The sequence below is a fragment of the Nitratireductor sp. OM-1 genome (assembly GCF_003296175.1).
Taxonomy (GTDB): Bacteria; Pseudomonadota; Alphaproteobacteria; order Rhizobiales; family Rhizobiaceae; genus Nitratireductor; species Nitratireductor aquimarinus.
In genome coordinates, this window is record NZ_CP029209.1 from 701814 (window position 1) to 716896 (window position 15083).

Annotated in this window: 14 protein-coding genes; 12 read left to right on the forward strand and 2 right to left on the reverse strand. The window is 62.3% G+C overall.

The features are described from left to right. The first annotated feature begins 1 nt into the window (after position 1). From DEJ54_RS22355 to DEJ54_RS22385, 7 genes are all read left to right on the forward strand, one after another. A complete protein-coding gene (locus DEJ54_RS22355; RefSeq protein ID WP_113156953.1) occupies positions 2 to 1243 on the forward strand; it encodes a CaiB/BaiF CoA-transferase family protein in 1242 nt (413 codons plus the stop codon). Further along, positions 1240 to 2118 (forward strand): CoA ester lyase, encoded by an 879-nt coding sequence (locus DEJ54_RS22360; protein WP_113156954.1) that lies wholly within the window; start codon positions 1240 to 1242, stop codon positions 2116 to 2118. Before DEJ54_RS22355 ends, DEJ54_RS22360 begins: the two co-directional genes overlap by 4 nt. A 75-nt stretch (positions 2119 to 2193) precedes the next feature. Next, positions 2194 to 2595 (forward strand): hypothetical protein, encoded by a 402-nt coding sequence (locus tag DEJ54_RS22365; RefSeq protein ID WP_113156955.1) that lies wholly within the window; start codon positions 2194 to 2196, stop codon positions 2593 to 2595. Positions 2596 to 2659: 64 nt separating this feature from the next. Further along, complete coding sequence (locus tag DEJ54_RS22370) at positions 2660 to 3154, forward strand: copper chaperone PCu(A)C (RefSeq protein WP_113156956.1); 495 nt, start codon at positions 2660 to 2662, stop codon at positions 3152 to 3154. Then, positions 3154 to 3759 carry an SCO family protein gene (locus tag DEJ54_RS22375; RefSeq protein ID WP_113156957.1) on the forward strand — a complete coding sequence of 202 codons (606 nt, stop codon included), beginning with the start codon at positions 3154 to 3156 and terminating at the stop codon, positions 3757 to 3759. The genes DEJ54_RS22370 and DEJ54_RS22375 overlap by 1 nt, the downstream gene beginning before the upstream one ends. A gap of 12 nt (positions 3760 to 3771) precedes the next feature. Next, the gene (locus DEJ54_RS22380) at positions 3772 to 5199 is read left to right on the forward strand and encodes a PepSY domain-containing protein (protein ID WP_113156958.1); all 1428 of its coding nucleotides are present in this window, start codon (positions 3772 to 3774) and stop codon (positions 5197 to 5199) included. 90 nt (positions 5200 to 5289) lie between these two features. Then, complete coding sequence (locus DEJ54_RS22385; RefSeq protein ID WP_113156959.1) at positions 5290 to 5664, forward strand: hypothetical protein; 375 nt, start codon at positions 5290 to 5292, stop codon at positions 5662 to 5664. 31 nt (positions 5665 to 5695) lie between these two features. On the opposite strand, the gene DEJ54_RS22390 is transcribed toward DEJ54_RS22385, so the two are convergent. Beyond that, positions 5696 to 6706: a sugar-binding transcriptional regulator gene (locus tag DEJ54_RS22390; RefSeq protein ID WP_113156960.1), complete on the reverse strand. Its 1011-nt coding sequence runs from the start codon at positions 6704 to 6706 to the stop codon at positions 5696 to 5698. Between the two features lie 210 nt (positions 6707 to 6916). On the opposite strand from DEJ54_RS22390, the gene DEJ54_RS22395 reads away from it, so the two are divergent. Genes DEJ54_RS22395 through DEJ54_RS22415 form a run of 5 tightly spaced genes read left to right on the forward strand, consistent with a single transcriptional unit; the run spans position 6917 to position 12597 of the window. Next, the gene (locus tag DEJ54_RS22395) at positions 6917 to 7897 is read left to right on the forward strand and encodes an ABC transporter substrate-binding protein (protein ID WP_113156961.1); all 981 of its coding nucleotides are present in this window, start codon (positions 6917 to 6919) and stop codon (positions 7895 to 7897) included. Between the two features lie 12 nt (positions 7898 to 7909). Then, positions 7910 to 9613: an iron ABC transporter permease gene (locus tag DEJ54_RS22400; RefSeq protein WP_113156962.1), complete on the forward strand. Its 1704-nt coding sequence runs from the start codon at positions 7910 to 7912 to the stop codon at positions 9611 to 9613. Then, entirely contained in the window at positions 9601 to 10680 is a 1080-nt protein-coding gene (locus DEJ54_RS22405) for an ABC transporter ATP-binding protein (RefSeq protein WP_113156963.1), read from the forward strand. The genes DEJ54_RS22400 and DEJ54_RS22405 overlap by 13 nt, the downstream gene beginning before the upstream one ends. Beyond that, the gene (locus DEJ54_RS22410) at positions 10680 to 11867 is read left to right on the forward strand and encodes an MBL fold metallo-hydrolase (protein WP_113156964.1); all 1188 of its coding nucleotides are present in this window, start codon (positions 10680 to 10682) and stop codon (positions 11865 to 11867) included. The genes DEJ54_RS22405 and DEJ54_RS22410 overlap by 1 nt, the downstream gene beginning before the upstream one ends. Continuing rightward, positions 11845 to 12597, forward strand: a complete 753-nt coding sequence (locus tag DEJ54_RS22415) for a 5'/3'-nucleotidase SurE (protein ID WP_113156965.1) — start codon at positions 11845 to 11847, stop codon at positions 12595 to 12597. The genes DEJ54_RS22410 and DEJ54_RS22415 overlap by 23 nt, the downstream gene beginning before the upstream one ends. On the opposite strand, the gene DEJ54_RS22420 is transcribed toward DEJ54_RS22415, so the two are convergent. Further along, entirely contained in the window at positions 12587 to 14962 is a 2376-nt protein-coding gene (locus DEJ54_RS22420; protein ID WP_162742444.1) for a dermonecrotic toxin domain-containing protein, read from the reverse strand. The two genes, DEJ54_RS22415 and DEJ54_RS22420, sit on opposite strands and share 11 nt — an antisense overlap. Positions 14963 to 15083: the final 121 nt, after the last annotated feature.

The following is a 15083-nucleotide window of genomic DNA, read 5'->3' on the forward strand; positions in this document are numbered from 1 at the left end:
TATGGCCGACCGTGCCTGGAAACCCGTCGATTTCACGCCCGATGCAAAAGGTCCGCTGAGCGGGATCGTTGTGCTTGACCTGTCGCGTCTCGTGGCGGGCAACATGACCTCGCTTCAGATGGCCGATTTCGGGGCCGAGGTCATCAAGGTGGAACCGCTTCCCGCAGGCGATCCCCTGCGGGCGTGGAAGCAGGGCGGCCATGCCACTTTCTGGAAGGTCTATGGCCGCAACAAGAAGAGCATCGCGCTTGATTTTCGCAAGGAAGGCGCGCTGGATCTTCTGCGCCGGCTCATCGCCCGCGCCGACGTGATGATCGAGAGCTTCCGGCCGGGCACGCTGGAAAAGATGGGGCTCGGGCCGGATGTGCTCAAGCGCGAGTTCCCGGGACTGGTTCTGCTCAGGGTTTCCGGTTTTGGCCAAAGCGGCCCCTACAGCCCGCGCCCCGGTTTCGGAACGCTGGTCGAGGGCATGTCCGGCTTTGCACATCGCAATGGCGAGGAAGGGGGCGATCCGCTGCTGCCGCCGCTGGCGCTCGCAGACATGATTTCCGGCCTCTACGGGGCCAATGCCGTGATGATGGCGCTGCGCGCGCGTGACCGCGACGGGCATGGCCAGGTGATCGACCTTTCCCTGCTTGATGCGATGGTTTCCGTGCTTGGGCCGGAGCCGCTCGACTACCAGATCACCGGCAGGCCCAAACAACGTGTCGGCAATGGGTCCAATACGTCGAGCCCGCGCAATGTCTACAAGACGAGCGACGGGCACTTCATCGCCATTTCCGCATCCATTCAAAAAACCGCCGAGCGCCTGTTCCGCAGCATCGGGCGCGAAGACATGATCACCGACCCGCGCTACGCCACCAACGAGCAGCGCGTTTCCCGCCGGCATGAGGTCGACGCCATTGTCGGCGGGTGGATCGGGGCGCGCAGCCGCGCCGAGGTTCTGGAGATTTTCGAGAAGGACGGCATCACCGCCGCGCCGCTCTACGACGTGGCGGACATAAGCGCCGACCGTCATTTCATCGAGCGCGGCATCTATGTCGCTGCACCCGATGAAGAGCACGGAAGCGTGCCCATGCATGCGCCCACGCCGCGCCTTTCCGAAACGCCGGGCACCCTGCGCGGTCCGGCCCCAGCGCTGGGCGCACATTCGCGCGAAATCCTGCGGGCGGCCGCGTTCTCCGATGCTGAAGTCGATGGCTTTGTCGCCGCCGGCGTCATCAACGACGGAGCAGATGCATGAGGCAGACAGCAAACCAGCCGCGATGGCGCTCGCTTCTCTATGTGCCGGGCAACAATGAGCGTTTCATCGGCAAGGCCCAGACCCGTGGGGCCGATGCGGTTGTACTCGACCTGGAAGACAGCGTCCCCGATCACGAAAAGGCCGCCGCCCGCGCGATGACAGCGGCGGCGCTGCCGCCCCTCGCCGAGGGGTCATCGGATCTGCTGGTGCGCATCAATGGCGGCATGCGGCTTGCCGTGCCGGATCTTGAAGCTGTGGTTCAGCCCGGTCTGCGCGGCATCTTCGTGCCCAAATGCGAAGCTGCGGAAAAACTGCGACTCCTCTCCGAAATGCTGTTCGATCTTGAGGCCGAACGTGGCCTGCCGATTGGGGAAATCGCTCTGGTGGCGATGATCGAGACCCCGCGCGGCCTCGAAAACGTGCATGACATTGCGCGGGCCGATCCGCGCCTTTGCGGCATGATCCTCGGCAGTGAAGATTTCGCCACGGCCACCGGCATGCAGCCGACGCCAGAGGCGCTGCTCGCACCGCGCCAGCAGATCGTCTTTGCCGCGCATGCCGCCGGCATCGCGCCTCTGGGACTTCTGGACAGTGTCGCCAATTATGGTGATGCGGAGCATCTTTCCGCAGTGGCCCGCCGGGCGCGGGCCTTCGGCTTTCGCGGCGCGACCTGCGTGCATCCGGCAGCCGTCGCGCCTCTCAACGCGGCATTCCTGCCGTCGGATGAAGAAACTGATTGGGCAAAGCGCGTCGTCGCGGCGATGGAAGAGGCCCACGCACAGGGCAGGGGAGCCGCCACGCTTGACGGGCGCATGATCGACAAGCCGTTGCTGGATCGCGCACGCGACATTCTCGCGTCTCAGCCCGGGCATTGAGCCAGTTGCGGCATCCTGCATGGCCGCCGCATTCGCCGCAGTGACACGGCGGCAGAAATGTGTCACGACGCTTCCATGAAGTTCATGCGCGACATGTTGAAGGATCGTCTCGCGGCGGGTCTCATGGCCGGCCTCCTGGCCTATTTCCTTCTCATGCAGGGCTTTGCAGCGGCCTTTGCGCAGGGCAACATGGCGGGTGCCGCCGGCATTCCCGGCTTCGTCATCTGTAATCCGAGCGGCATCGGGCCGGAATCGGGCAATGGCCCTGCACCCGCCCGAAACCCGCACGATTGCTGCACAACCCTCTGCCAGGCCGGCTGTGCGGTTTCACCGGCATTGCCCGGTGACCATGCCGGGCTCGACTGCGCCTTACGCGCGCCGCTTGCAGCGGCAACATTGCCCGAACCGCCGATCTTCCACCCCGTCACGCTCGGTTTTCTGGCCGACGCGCGCGGCCCTCCATCCCACTCCATCTGACGCAACAAACCCTTTTCACGGCTGCGCATTCATGCGCCCGTATCTGCGCTTATGGAGACAAGACATGCGCTTTTTCACCCGCACTTTCACCGCAGCAATGCTGTTCATCGCCGCTCCCGCATTCGCCGGCGACTACACGCTTGGCAATCTAGACATCGACCAGCCATGGACCCGCGCCACGCCGCCCGGCGCAAAGGCTGCCGGCGGTTTTGTCACCATCGCCAATGGCGGTGAGGAAGACGACCGGCTGGTCAGCGCCGAGGCCGCCTTTGCAGGCCGCGTGGAGCTGCACACGATGGACATGACCGACGGCGTCATGAAGATGCGCCATCTGCCCGAAGGCATTCCGGTTCCGGCCGGCGAGACGGTCAATCTCGCGCCCGGCGGGCTGCATGTCATGTTCATGGAACTCAAGGAGCCCATCGCGGAAGGCGCCCCCGTTCCGGTTACGCTGACCTTCGAGAAGGCAGGCAGGATCGAAGTGGAAATGTCGGTCGCAAAGCCCGGCGCACCGGCTCCAAACATGCACAACAACATGCACGGCAACGGCAAGAGCTGATGTCCCGTCGCTCGTTATCGATCCTGGCCGGCGCGGTTTTCGCGCTGGTCCTTGCCATCGTCGCAATGGTGACGATGAACCTCTCTCCCACCGGCCGGTCCGGTGGGGGGATGGGCACCGCCGATATCGGCGGCCCCTTCACGCTGACCGCAGAGGATGGAACCACCGTCACCGAAGCCGATTTTCTCGGCAAACCGACGGCAATCTTCTTCGGTTTCACCTTCTGCCCGGATGTCTGTCCGACCACGCTCTATGAATTATCGGGCCTCATCGATGATCTCGGTGCGGATGCGGACAGGCTCAACTTCGCCTTCGTATCCGTTGACTGGGAGCGCGACGGGCCGGAGCAGTTGGCGCTCTACACATCCAGTTTCGATGATCGCATTCAGGGACTGGCAGGCACCGAAGAGCAGATCGAAGCCATCACAAAAGCCTATCGCGTCTATTACCGCAAAGTGCCCACGGATGATGGCGACTACACCATCGATCACACGGCTTCGGTCTATCTGATGAACGGGGAGGGTGGTTTCGTCGGCACGCTGTCTTACGGCGAGGCGCACGACTCCATGCTGGAGAAGCTCAGGCAGCTGGCCGCCAAGGGCTGACGGGAGGAAATCATGACACATATTGATACGCCGGCGCTTAAGGAAGCCCCGGCGCGTACTGTCGTGGACAGAACGCTTTCACGCAAATTCTACATGGCAGCGTGGCGCTGGCACTTTTATGCCGGCCTCTATGTCGCGCCGTTTCTGGCGATGCTCGCGGTGACCGGCCTGGTCATGCTCTGGGTCAGCGCACTGGACGGCCGCGACGGGGAAAAGATCACGGTCACGCCGCAGGGCGAAGAGACGTCAATTCTTGCGCAGGCTTCGGCGGCGCAGACGGCGCTGCATGAGGGGCATGTGGTCGAGTATATCGCTCCGACCGCGCCAGATCGTGCTGCCGTGTTCCGCGTGGACAGCGGTGGCGAGGCAAAGCTGGTCGCCGTCGACCCTTACACCGCAGAGGTGCTGGACATCTGGAGCCGCCAGGCCGGCTGGTATGACTTCGCCTCGGACATTCACGGCACGCTGCTGATCGGCGATCTGGGCGACCGGTTGATCGAGATCGCGGCCGGTTTCGGCATCGTGCTCATCATCACCGGCGCGTATCTGTGGTGGCCGCGTGACGGGCAGGGCGCAGGACGCGCCTTCCGGCCCGACCTCAATGCGCGCGGTCGCTCTTTCTGGAAAAGCCTGCACAAGACCACCGGGCTTTATGCTGCGGCGCTTCTCGTCATCTTCCTCCTGAGCGGCCTTTCGTGGGCCGGCATCTGGGGCGAGAAGTTCGTGCAGGCCTGGAGCACGTTTCCGGCGGAGAAGTGGGACAATGTGCCCCTGTCTGAGCAGACGCATGCATCCCTGAACCACGGCGCGACCAAGGATGTGCCCTGGGCGCTGGAGCAGACGCCGCTCCCAGCCTCTGGTTCCGATGCAGGTGTGGCCGGCGTACCGGGTGCGTCTCCCTACAATCTGGATCAGATCGTCGCCTTCGGGCGGAGCCTTGGCTATGAGGGCCGGTTCCGCGTCGCCACGCCGCGCGGAGAAACCGGCGTGTGGACGCTTGCTCAGGATTCCATGAGCAATGATTCCACCGATCCGACCTCCGACCGGACGGTGCATGTCGACCAGTATACGGGCAATGTTCTGGCCGATGTTCGTTTTGCCGACTATTCACCCGGCGGCAAGGCGATGGCGGTTGGCATCGCCTTTCACGAAGGCGACATGGGCATCTGGAATCTGGCCCTGAACACGCTGTTCTGTCTGGCGGTTCTGTTCCTGTCGGCCAGCGGCATTGTCATGTGGTGGATGCGCCGTCCACCGCGCGCGCTGCGTCTGGCCGCACCGCCCATGCCGGCAGACATGCCGCTGTGGAAGGGCTCGGTGGCGCTGATGCTTCTGGTGGCGCTTCTCTTCCCATTGGTGGGCATCACCCTGCTGGTCCTGCTCGCTCTGGACGTGCTTGTGATCCAGCGCATTAAGCCGCTTGCACGCCTTCTTGGCTAAAGGCCTGCTTGAAAGTGGTATCGCCGGGCGGCGCTTTCCGATTGAGCGTCGCCCGCTCTCGTCCTATGATCGCCGCGAATGGAGAGTGCGATGCATAGCGAAAAGCCCCCGAGAGTTTCGTCTCTGATCAACAAGGTTCTGGCCAACGCGCCACAGCCGAACGATATCCGCCTTCTGGCGCAGCGTCTGCATGACCACGCGCTTGAGCCGCGTTCGACGCCGGAGGAGACCCAGGCGCTCGTGACGGATCTGGGTTACAAGAACATCGCGGCCTTTTGCGAGGCTGCCGGCCTTCCGAGCCATCTCGCAGACCGTTGGGAGCGCTTTGGCATTTCCGGCGAAATGCGGCAGGTGCTTCTGCTTCTCGCGGCCCAGCGCCGAGCCATGCTCGAGGCCGTGCGCGAGTTCGAGACCATCACGCATGTGGGTCTCGATGACTTCATGCGCGAGCGCGGTCTGATCTGACGCGGTCTGATCTAACTGGGTGAGGGGCCGCTCAGAGCCCCTCTTCGTCTGCTTTTTCCAGCAACATCCGCGCTGTAGCGGCATCCGTAACGAGTGCCGCTGCGGACACTGTGCGCAGCGCCGCCAGAATGGCCGTGACCTTCTGCTCGCCACCGGCTGCCAGAATCACGTGCGGAATGCGCGCCACCACGTCGAGATCGATGGCCATGATGCGCTGGTTCACCTCATGGTCGACCAGCTGGCCTGCCGCATCCACGAAATAGCAGAGAATGTTGGCCACCGCGCCCTTGTCGCGCAGTGGATCGATCAGCTTCTTCGGAACGATGCCATGGCGGAAGATCGTCGCGTCGGGTGAAACCGCGCCAACCGTCAAGAGCGCGATGTCCGCCTTGGCGGCGCGCTCGCGCACATCGCGCAGTGAGGGCTGTTCCCAAAGGCGCTCGCGCAGTTCGGGGTCGTCCACCACCACGGGCGCGCTGATCTGATAGCTGTCCACCTTCAGCCGTTCCGCCACCTTGGTGGCGACGATGGACGGATTGATCCATTGCGAATGCGGAAGGCTGCCCACGAGCCCGATCACGGTCGAGCCGGAAAGATCGCGCTGCGCCATGAAACTCAGGCTGGAATGCAGTGTCGCGCCGCCGCCGATCGCCAGTGTCATGCCGGGTTGCATCTGCTCTTCGAGGTAGCGCGCCACCGCATGTCCGATCGAGCGTTCCAGATTGTCCGCTTCCTGCGGCGCGGGCACGACGATTGCGCTTTTCAGGCCCCAGCGCTTTTCCAGCTGCCGCTCCAGTGCCACCTGTTCGGCCGTGTCGGCATTGATGGTGGTCACCACCATGTGATTCTCGGCGCTGGCGGCCAGCGCGCGCATCACCTTCATGCGGCTGACATTCAGCAAGCTGGCTATCTTCTCCTGCGTCAGGCCCTCCACATGGTAGAGCCAGGCCATTTTCACATTGATGTCTGCGGAAGACAGCGTCGGCTCATCAGCCGGCTTCTTTTTCCTTTTGCGCGCCACGGCGGTGATTCCCTCTCTCATCGCGTCAAGGTTTTAGCACAATGTTCGGCACGTCGCGGCGGCGTTGCCGGGCGAAAGGTACGAAATTTTATTGCGTTCTTTTGTTATTGACGACAAACATATGTTCATATTCAATGATGAGGCGCTTTTGTTACAAGCCTGTCATATTGCGCATGCAGGGGAGGAGCTCCGGCGTTAAATGTCCGGAGAAGCAAACAGAGGAGTAACCCCATGGTACGCCAGTCCACCATTCGCTCGGTTGCGTTTGCAGCCGCATTGCTCACATCCACCGCGGCTTTTGCCGAGAACCTGGTGCTCTACACGTCGCAGCCCGACGCTGACGCCGCCGAGACCGTTGACGCCTTCAAGGCGGCTAACCCGGGCATCGAGGTAGAGATCTTCCGTTCCGGCACCAGCGACCTGATGACCAAGCTCGCAGCCGAATTCGCTGCCGGTAGCCCGCAGCCCGACGTGCTCCTCATCGCTGACGCTGTCAGCATGGAAATCCTCAAGAAGGACGGCCACCTGATGGCTTATCCCGAAGCCAATGTGGAAGGCTTCGAGGAAGCGGCCTATGACGCCGACAAGACCTATTTCGGCTCCAAGCTCATCACCACCGGCATCGCCTACAACACGGCCGCTGCCGAAAAGCCGGAGCATTGGTCCGACCTGACGGGCGAGGCCTACAAGGACCTCACCATCATGCCAAGCCCGCTTTATTCGGGTGCAGCAGCCTATCTTCTGTCCGCTTTCGCAAACCGTGACGACCTCGGCTGGGACTATTTCGAGAAGCTGAAGGAAAACGGTCACGTTGCCGTGCGCGGCAATGGCGCTGTTCTGAAGTCCGTCGCAAGCGGTGAGAAGGCCTATGGCATGCTCGTCGACTTCATGGCCATGAACGCCAAGAAAGACGGCTCGCCCATCGAGTTCGTGTTCCCCGAGGAAGGCGTCACCGCCGTCACCGAGCCGGTCGCCATCATGTCGACCGCGAAGAACACTGACGCAGCCAAGAAGTTCGTCGACTTCATTCTCTCCGACGACGGCCAGAAGCTGGCTCTTACGCAGGGCTACCTGCCGGCCAAGCCTTCGGTCGGTTCCCCGGACTGGCTGCCGGAAGGCACCGAAATCAGCATCATGAAAGTTGATGTAAAGAAGGTTGTCGACGAGATCGCCGGCAACAAGGAAAAATTCTCCTCCATGTTCGGCGGCTAAGGACACATCTGAATGACCGCTATTCGCAAGGAACGTCAGGGCCAGGAGATGGCCCTGACAGCGGGGATCGTCGCGCTTATCGTCATCTTTTCGCTGCTGCCAATGGCGCGGCTTTTGCAGGAAGTCATCCTGCCTGGCGGTCAGTTCTCGCTTGATATCATTCGCAACGGCCTGATTGATGAAACGACCTGGCGCGCTACCTGGAACACGCTGGTGGTGGGCCTTGGCGGAACGCTGTTCGCGCTGGTTCTGGGCGTGGCCGTTGCCATTCTCGTTTCACTGTCGGATGTGCGTCAGCGTCAGGCTTTCGTCCTGTGCTTTGTCACGCCGCTCATGATTGCGCCGCAGGTGACCGCGCTCGCCTGGCTTCAGCTTTTCGGCCCCTCCAGCCCGCTTCTGAACATGTTGGGCATGGCTCCGCCGCTTGGCACGCGCAATCCGCTTTATTCGCCCGAAGGCATCGTTTTCCTGCTTGGCATCCAGTATGCGCCGCTCGTCTTCCTGATCGTGCGCGCCGGCATGCGCAAGCTGCCGCGTGAGCTGGTCGAGGCCGCGCAGTCCAGCGGCGCCGGCTGGGTTCGGGTGCTCGGCACCATCATTCTGCCGCTCATGACACCTTCCATCGTGGGTGCAGCAGCGCTCACCTTCGTTTCCTGTGTCGGCAATTTCGGCATTCCCGCCTTCCTGGGCATTCCGGCAAACTATCTTGTGCTGCCGACGCTCATCTATCAGCGCCTGGCCGGTGGTGGACCGGATGTCCTCTCCGATGTCGCGTTCTTGTCGGTGCTCATCGGTATCATCGCCATGGTCGGCATCGTCATGCAGGACCGCATTGCGAGCCGGCGCGATTTCCGCATCACGTCCACCTCGCTGCCCGCAGCGCCCTACCAGCTGGGCGCATGGCGTCTGCCGGTGGAGCTTGGCATGTGGGTGCTGATCGCGTTCATCCTCGTTCTGCCGCTGGTGGGACTCATTCTCACCTCGCTGGTGCGGGGCTATGGCGTGACGCTTTCGGCTGAGACGGCAACGCTGGAGAACTATTACTTCGTCATCTTCCAGCACGCCGCGGCAAGCCGCGCCTTCCTGAACAGCCTGTATCTCTCGGCTGGGGCGTCCATCTTCGCCGTCTTCGTTGCGATCCCGCTCGGCTATGTCATCGCCTGGGGCAACAAGCGCTGGATCAAGGCGCTCAACCTCGCCATCGAGCTGCCCTATGCGCTGCCGGGCGTGGTGCTGGCGATTGCCTCGCTGCTCCTGTTCCTCAAGCCCATGCCGATCACCGGCATCCAGATCTACAACACGGTCTGGATCATCCTCTACGCCTATCTCGCACGCTTCCTGATCCTGGCAGTGCGGCCGACGATCACGGGCTATTTCCAGCTCGACCGGGCGCTTGAGGAGGCCGCGCAGGTCGCCGGCGCAGGATTGTTCACGCGTCTGCGCACCATCATCTTCCCGCTCATCGCTCCGGCGGCCATTGCCGGCGGCCTGCTGATCTTCATGACGGCGCTGTGCGAGCTGACGGTTTCAGCGCTCCTGTGGTCCTCCGGTTCGGAAACCATCGGCGTTGTCATCTTCTCCTTCGAACAGGGCGGAGATTCAAAATATGCGGCGGCGGTTTCCGCCATCATGGTCGCAACCACCTTCCTTCTGATGCTGCTCGCCAGCCTCTTTGCAAACAAACTACCGGACGGAGTTCTTCCATGGCGGGACTGAGCATTAACAACGTCACCAAGGCCTTCGGCGACACCAAGGCGCTGGACAATGTGTCCATCGATGTCGCGGATGGCGAGTTCCTCGCCGTGCTTGGCCCTTCGGGCTGCGGCAAGACCACGCTTCTGCGCATGATCGCCGGTTTCGAGACCGTCACCGGCGGCAACATCCGCATCGGCGACCGCGAGGTCTCCACTGCCGAGGCCAACACGCCGCCGGAAAAGCGCCGCGTGGGCATAGTCTTCCAGAACTACGCGCTCTGGCCGCATATGAGCGTGTCCGAGAACATCGGTTACGCGCTCAAAGTGGCGCGCGTGCCCAAAGCGGAGCGTGAGGAGCGCGTGAAGAACGCGCTGGCGCTCGTCAATATGGAGCAGTATGGCGACCGCCGTCCGGCCAATCTGTCCGGCGGTCAGCGGCAGCGCGTGGCGCTGGCGCGCTGTCTCGTCGCCGAGCCGCGGCTGGTGCTGTTCGACGAGCCGCTGGCCAATCTCGATGTGCATCTGCGCGCCTCGATGGAAGACGAGTTCGCCGACTTCCACAAGCGCACCGGCACGACCATTCTCTACATCACCCACGATCAGGCCGAGGCCATGGCGCTGGCAGACCGTATTGCGGTCATGGATCACGGTCGCCTGATGCAGCTTGCCACGCCGCGCGAGCTCTATCATGAGCCGGCCAACGAGATGGTCGCTTCCTTCATCTCGCAGGGCATGGTTCTGCCTGCCGATGTCGAGACCGAAGAGGCGGACGGCCAGTGCCGCGTGCGCGTGCTTGGCCAGGAACTGGTCGTGCGCTGTCGCAAGGGCGAGAAGCCGCGCAAGGACGCGCGCATCTGCTGCCGCGCATCGCAGATCACATCCGTAGGGGCGAGCCAGCCGGGCTTCGAGGGCACGATCACACGCGCCGTCTATCGCGGCGGGTCTGCACGCATCGAGTTCGAGCCTGCTTCCGCGCCACAGCTCGGCCTGCATTTCGACCAGCCCGATCCGGTGTCCTTCGAGGCCGGTCAGCGGGCAAGGCTTGCCATTACATCGGGCTGGCTCATCCCGGCTGATGGTGCAGCCTGATGTTAACGGTCGATCTTCAGGGCGGGTTCGGCGAAAAGGGACGAACCAGTGTTGCGGTCAGCGATGGCGACACAAGGATCATGCTCGATGCCGGCATCAAGGTGGGTGCGACAGGGGATGAATATTACCCCGTGCTCGCCCGCCCGGTCGGTGACATCGACGCCCTGTTCATCTCGCATGCCCATGAGGATCATATCGGCGCGCTGTGCCGCCTGATCCGCGAGGGCTATATCGGCCCGATCTACATGACCGCAGAGACCCGCACCGAGATGCCGGCAACGCTTGCCCAGTATGCGGACGCGGCAGAGCTGTGGGAGTTCATGCCGAAGGACGCGCAGATCCGGCTTTTCGAGCCGGGCGAGCGGCTTTCTGCCGGCGCGCTCGCGATTGAAACCGGCGCATCCGGCCATGTGGTCGGCGGGGTCTGGTTCTCGGTCGAAGGGCAGGGGCGGCGCGTGGTCTACTCAGCCGACATCGTGCCCGAAAGCGCTGTTTTCCCGATGCAGCCGCTTCCCTCCTGCGACCTTCTCATCCTCGACGCCTCCTATGGCGCAGATCCCATTCCCGGCACGGAACGCGCCCAGCGCATTGCCAAGTGGGTTGCGGACTATGCCGATGGCTGCCTTCTGCCGACACCGCTCTCCGGTCGTTCGCTGGAGCTGATCGCGGCCATCGACGTGCCGTTCGCCATCGAGGCCGGCATGCGCGAGGCGTTGTCTGCGCAGATCCATGCGCCCGGCGCCGTGCATGAAGACCGTGTCGACGTTCTTGCCGGACGGCTTGCCGCCGCGCGCGACTGGAATGTGGGAGAGGCGCTGCCTGCATGCCCTCTGCTGGTCCATGACGGCATGGGTGTCGCCGGGCCTTCCCGTCCGGCGCTCGCCGCAGCAGAGCTTGCCGGCTATCCGATCCTGTTGAGCGGGCACCTGCCGAAAGGCTCGCCCGGCGCACGGCTCGTAGACCAGGGCGCGGCGGCCTGGATCCGCATGCCGACGCATCCCACGCTGCCCGAGAATGTTGCGTTATGGGAAGCCGCCGGACGTCCGGCGCTGATCGGCCATTCCTGCGATGCGGCCGCGCTCGACGCGCTTCATCAGCACATTCCCGCCCTTCTGACCGGCGCTCGCACCGGTGACACCTACCAGATCGACAAAGAGACGATACATGCGCATTCTGATTTCCAATGACGACGGCATCGAAGCTCCCGGCATTGCGCTGGCGGCCAAAGCGGCATCCCTCCTGACGGACGATGTCTGGGTGGTCGCGCCGGACGGCAAGCGCACGGCCGCCGGCCCGTCGCTCACGGTCGCGCGCCCGATCACCATGCGCCGTCTCGGCGAGCGCCGTTTCTCCTGCTCGGGCACGCCGGCAGACTGTATCGTGACGTCCATGGGCTGGCTCTTCAACGATGGCAAGAAGCCCGATCTCGTTGTTGGCGGCGTCAATGACGGGCGCAATGTCGGCGAGGATCTTGCCTATTCCGGTACGCTCGGCATCGCCCGCGAGGCAACATTCTGGGGCATTCCCGCCATCGGTTTCTCCCGCGTGAAGGAGGCCAATGTGCGCGAAGGGGACGCCGCATGGCTGGCCCGCTTCATCGAACGTCTGTGGCAGACGCGCAGCGAGTGGGCCATGGAAGGCCATTGGCTCAGCGTCAATCTTCCGGCCAATCTGCCAGCCGCCATCGCCCAGCCGACCATCGGTCGCGACAAGATTGCGCGCAAGACCGAGATCGTTCGGGAAAATGGCGACGAGATCGAGCTGATCGTGCCACGCGGCCGCGCGCATTCAAGCCGCAAGGGCGATGAGAACAGCCTCATCGCCGAAGGCTTCGCCACCATGAACCGGCTGAACTGGTTCGGCGAAACCCAGCTTGGCGGCGCGTTCATGGAAGGCCTGCGGGCCGCTACGAAGTAGAGCCCGTCGCGACGGGTGCGGTCTCTCTCTCACCAGGTTCCGGCAGCGCATCGACCCATTCGCGGATGCGCTGCCAGTTTTGCCGTGACGGACTGACGGAGTCGATTTGCTCGTCAGGCTGTTCAATGGTTTCGAGACCATACTGGACGCCCAGTGGCTGTGCTGGCTGCGGCCCGTCATGGAGCCTGAGGCGGCCTTTCGAATATTCGTAGTACACATGCAGCGGCACGCCGTAGCTTGTGTTCACGCTCCGAGAGGCCACGATGTCTGCAATCTTCTGCCGCACATTCTGATCGGTCGAGTCGAGAAGATACACATCCTTCGCCAACGGAGGACGAAAATGCACCTCGTCGAAGTGTTCCGGGTCTTCGCCGCCGCCGTCCAGATTGGCCGCGACGCGCTCGTCCTCAGTGACAATTGCATATTGATAAAGGGTGTTGCGGGACCACTTGTCCCTGCGCCAGGCTGCAAGAACATTGTCGCTGCCTATCAGGGAACCGCTACCGATCGTCGCCGGCTCGTTCAGCATGTTGGAAAATGCATTGAACTCGTATGAGGGGCGAAACACCCCGGCGTTGAATAACTGCTCCGGGCGAAAATCATCCACGCGATAGACGAGATGGTGGTTTCCAAAGCGCCCCGTTTCGTCCGGCTCTCGCCCAAGGTCCTCGAACTTGTGGCGCAGGGCGTCGACACGCTCCTTCATTCTTTCAATGGCGTCATTCGTTGCATCAAAGGCGATGTCTGTCGGGTGATCGGATATAATGTAGCCCATGTTGTTCATGGTCATCTGCGCTCTGCGACTAAGCACTCCCTGATAGGGAGGGCGGTCGACAACAGGGAGTTCAGCGTCCATTGCTCTGGTTGACACCCCCGCAGTGGGAGGCAGGTTCCCTGTTCGGTCAGCGATCATCCGGGCGCCGGTGCTCAGGGCGCTACCGATCAGAATGCCGCTACCGGTGAGAATTGCGGCCCGGCTTGCGGCGCTTCGTTCGTCATAGGTGTCACCTGTCACCGCGCGGTTGGTTTCCAGCGCAAGCTCGCTACCGAGGTTGCCAGCCAGAAACAGGGCCTCCACTCCCGGCACAAGCATCGTGACCGGCCAGAACACGTGGTTGAATGTCTGTATCTGCTCCAGCCACCGGTCCCGCGACACTTCGCTGTCCGATTTGATCAGCGTATCTGCGTCGCTTTCGCTGCGCGCGCGCATGCTGGTTGCAAGAGCAAGAAAGACGTCACCGGATATCCTGTCTTTCCGCGTGTTGATGCCTGTCTTCCACTCTCCTGTGCCGAGCTTCTTCAGGCTGTTTTTGACCCCCGTGTACCAGACCCCGTCCTGACGGACATAGAGCGAGAAATGCCGCTCCAGCATGTTTCTGCCTTTCCTCAAGGAGGCCTGCCGTCTGATCCACTTTTTCAGCTCTTCCTCGTTGTGAAATTCATGCAAAGCCTGCTTTTCGCCGGGGAGATAAAGGATGGTGCGCCCATTCTTGTCGCTGAGAAGCAGAATGTCGCTGGAGGCATAGCCGTTTATGTCAAGCCGGCGGACGGTGATGTCTTCGACGGGGGCATTGCTTTTCCCGAGGTCGGCGAGAGTGATTCCATTTTGCGGGACAGAGGCAGCGGTCGAAACGCTGCGCGCAAGAGCATGACCTTCGGGCGAGAGACTATCCGCGTCCTTCGCCATTTCAACTTCAGCCAAAAACTGTGTTTCAGCCAATATACGAACATCGTGGAAATGGTCCTTCCAGAAGTCCCGGAGATGAACCTGCACCCTGGTCTGGAAATCCTCGGCCCAGATTGCGTCCCGAAGCGCGGCTACCGAGAGTGGGAACTCATTTGTCGCCCCATAGAACGCCGCGCCTTTGCCCTCCCGGTAAATCCCTGCATTGAGCTGAAGGTCGGCTGGCAGCATTTCCTGCGTGCCCGCTCCAAAATTTTTCAGAAGAAGCTGGGTAAGCGTTGTAGACGTGTCCGGGGCGTTCGCATGCTCCCAGCCGGTGAAGCTTGTCCGCGAGGATTGTGCTTTCGTGAACGTGTTGAGATAGAGCTGGTCCGGGTCGACAGTCTTGCCTGTAAGGCGCTTTATGATGGCTCGCATCGTCTCGCGCGCCATGACCTCGATATCGGGCCTATCCTTCCGGGTGTGCTCGGCGATCCTGTCGATCGCCCTGTAAGTCTCGCCCGTGACCAGCCTTGCCAATGATGTTGACAGGGTTATTCCCCGCACCAACGGCACGACCTGCGTTTCAACACGCCTATTTTGGTGAGAGCGGGGTATCCGCGCCGGAGGGGCTGCCTTCTTGGCGGACATGTCGACGCGGATATCAGGAGCGCGCGCTCCGGAAACGCGGTAAGTTGTCATGTTCACTCTTGTCTAGATGGGACCTCAGTCAAGACAAGGCGATCACTAAATAATCTTACAATATACCTTGTCGATTTTGCCTCGATAAAAATGTTATATATAAAAGTATTTTCTGACCACT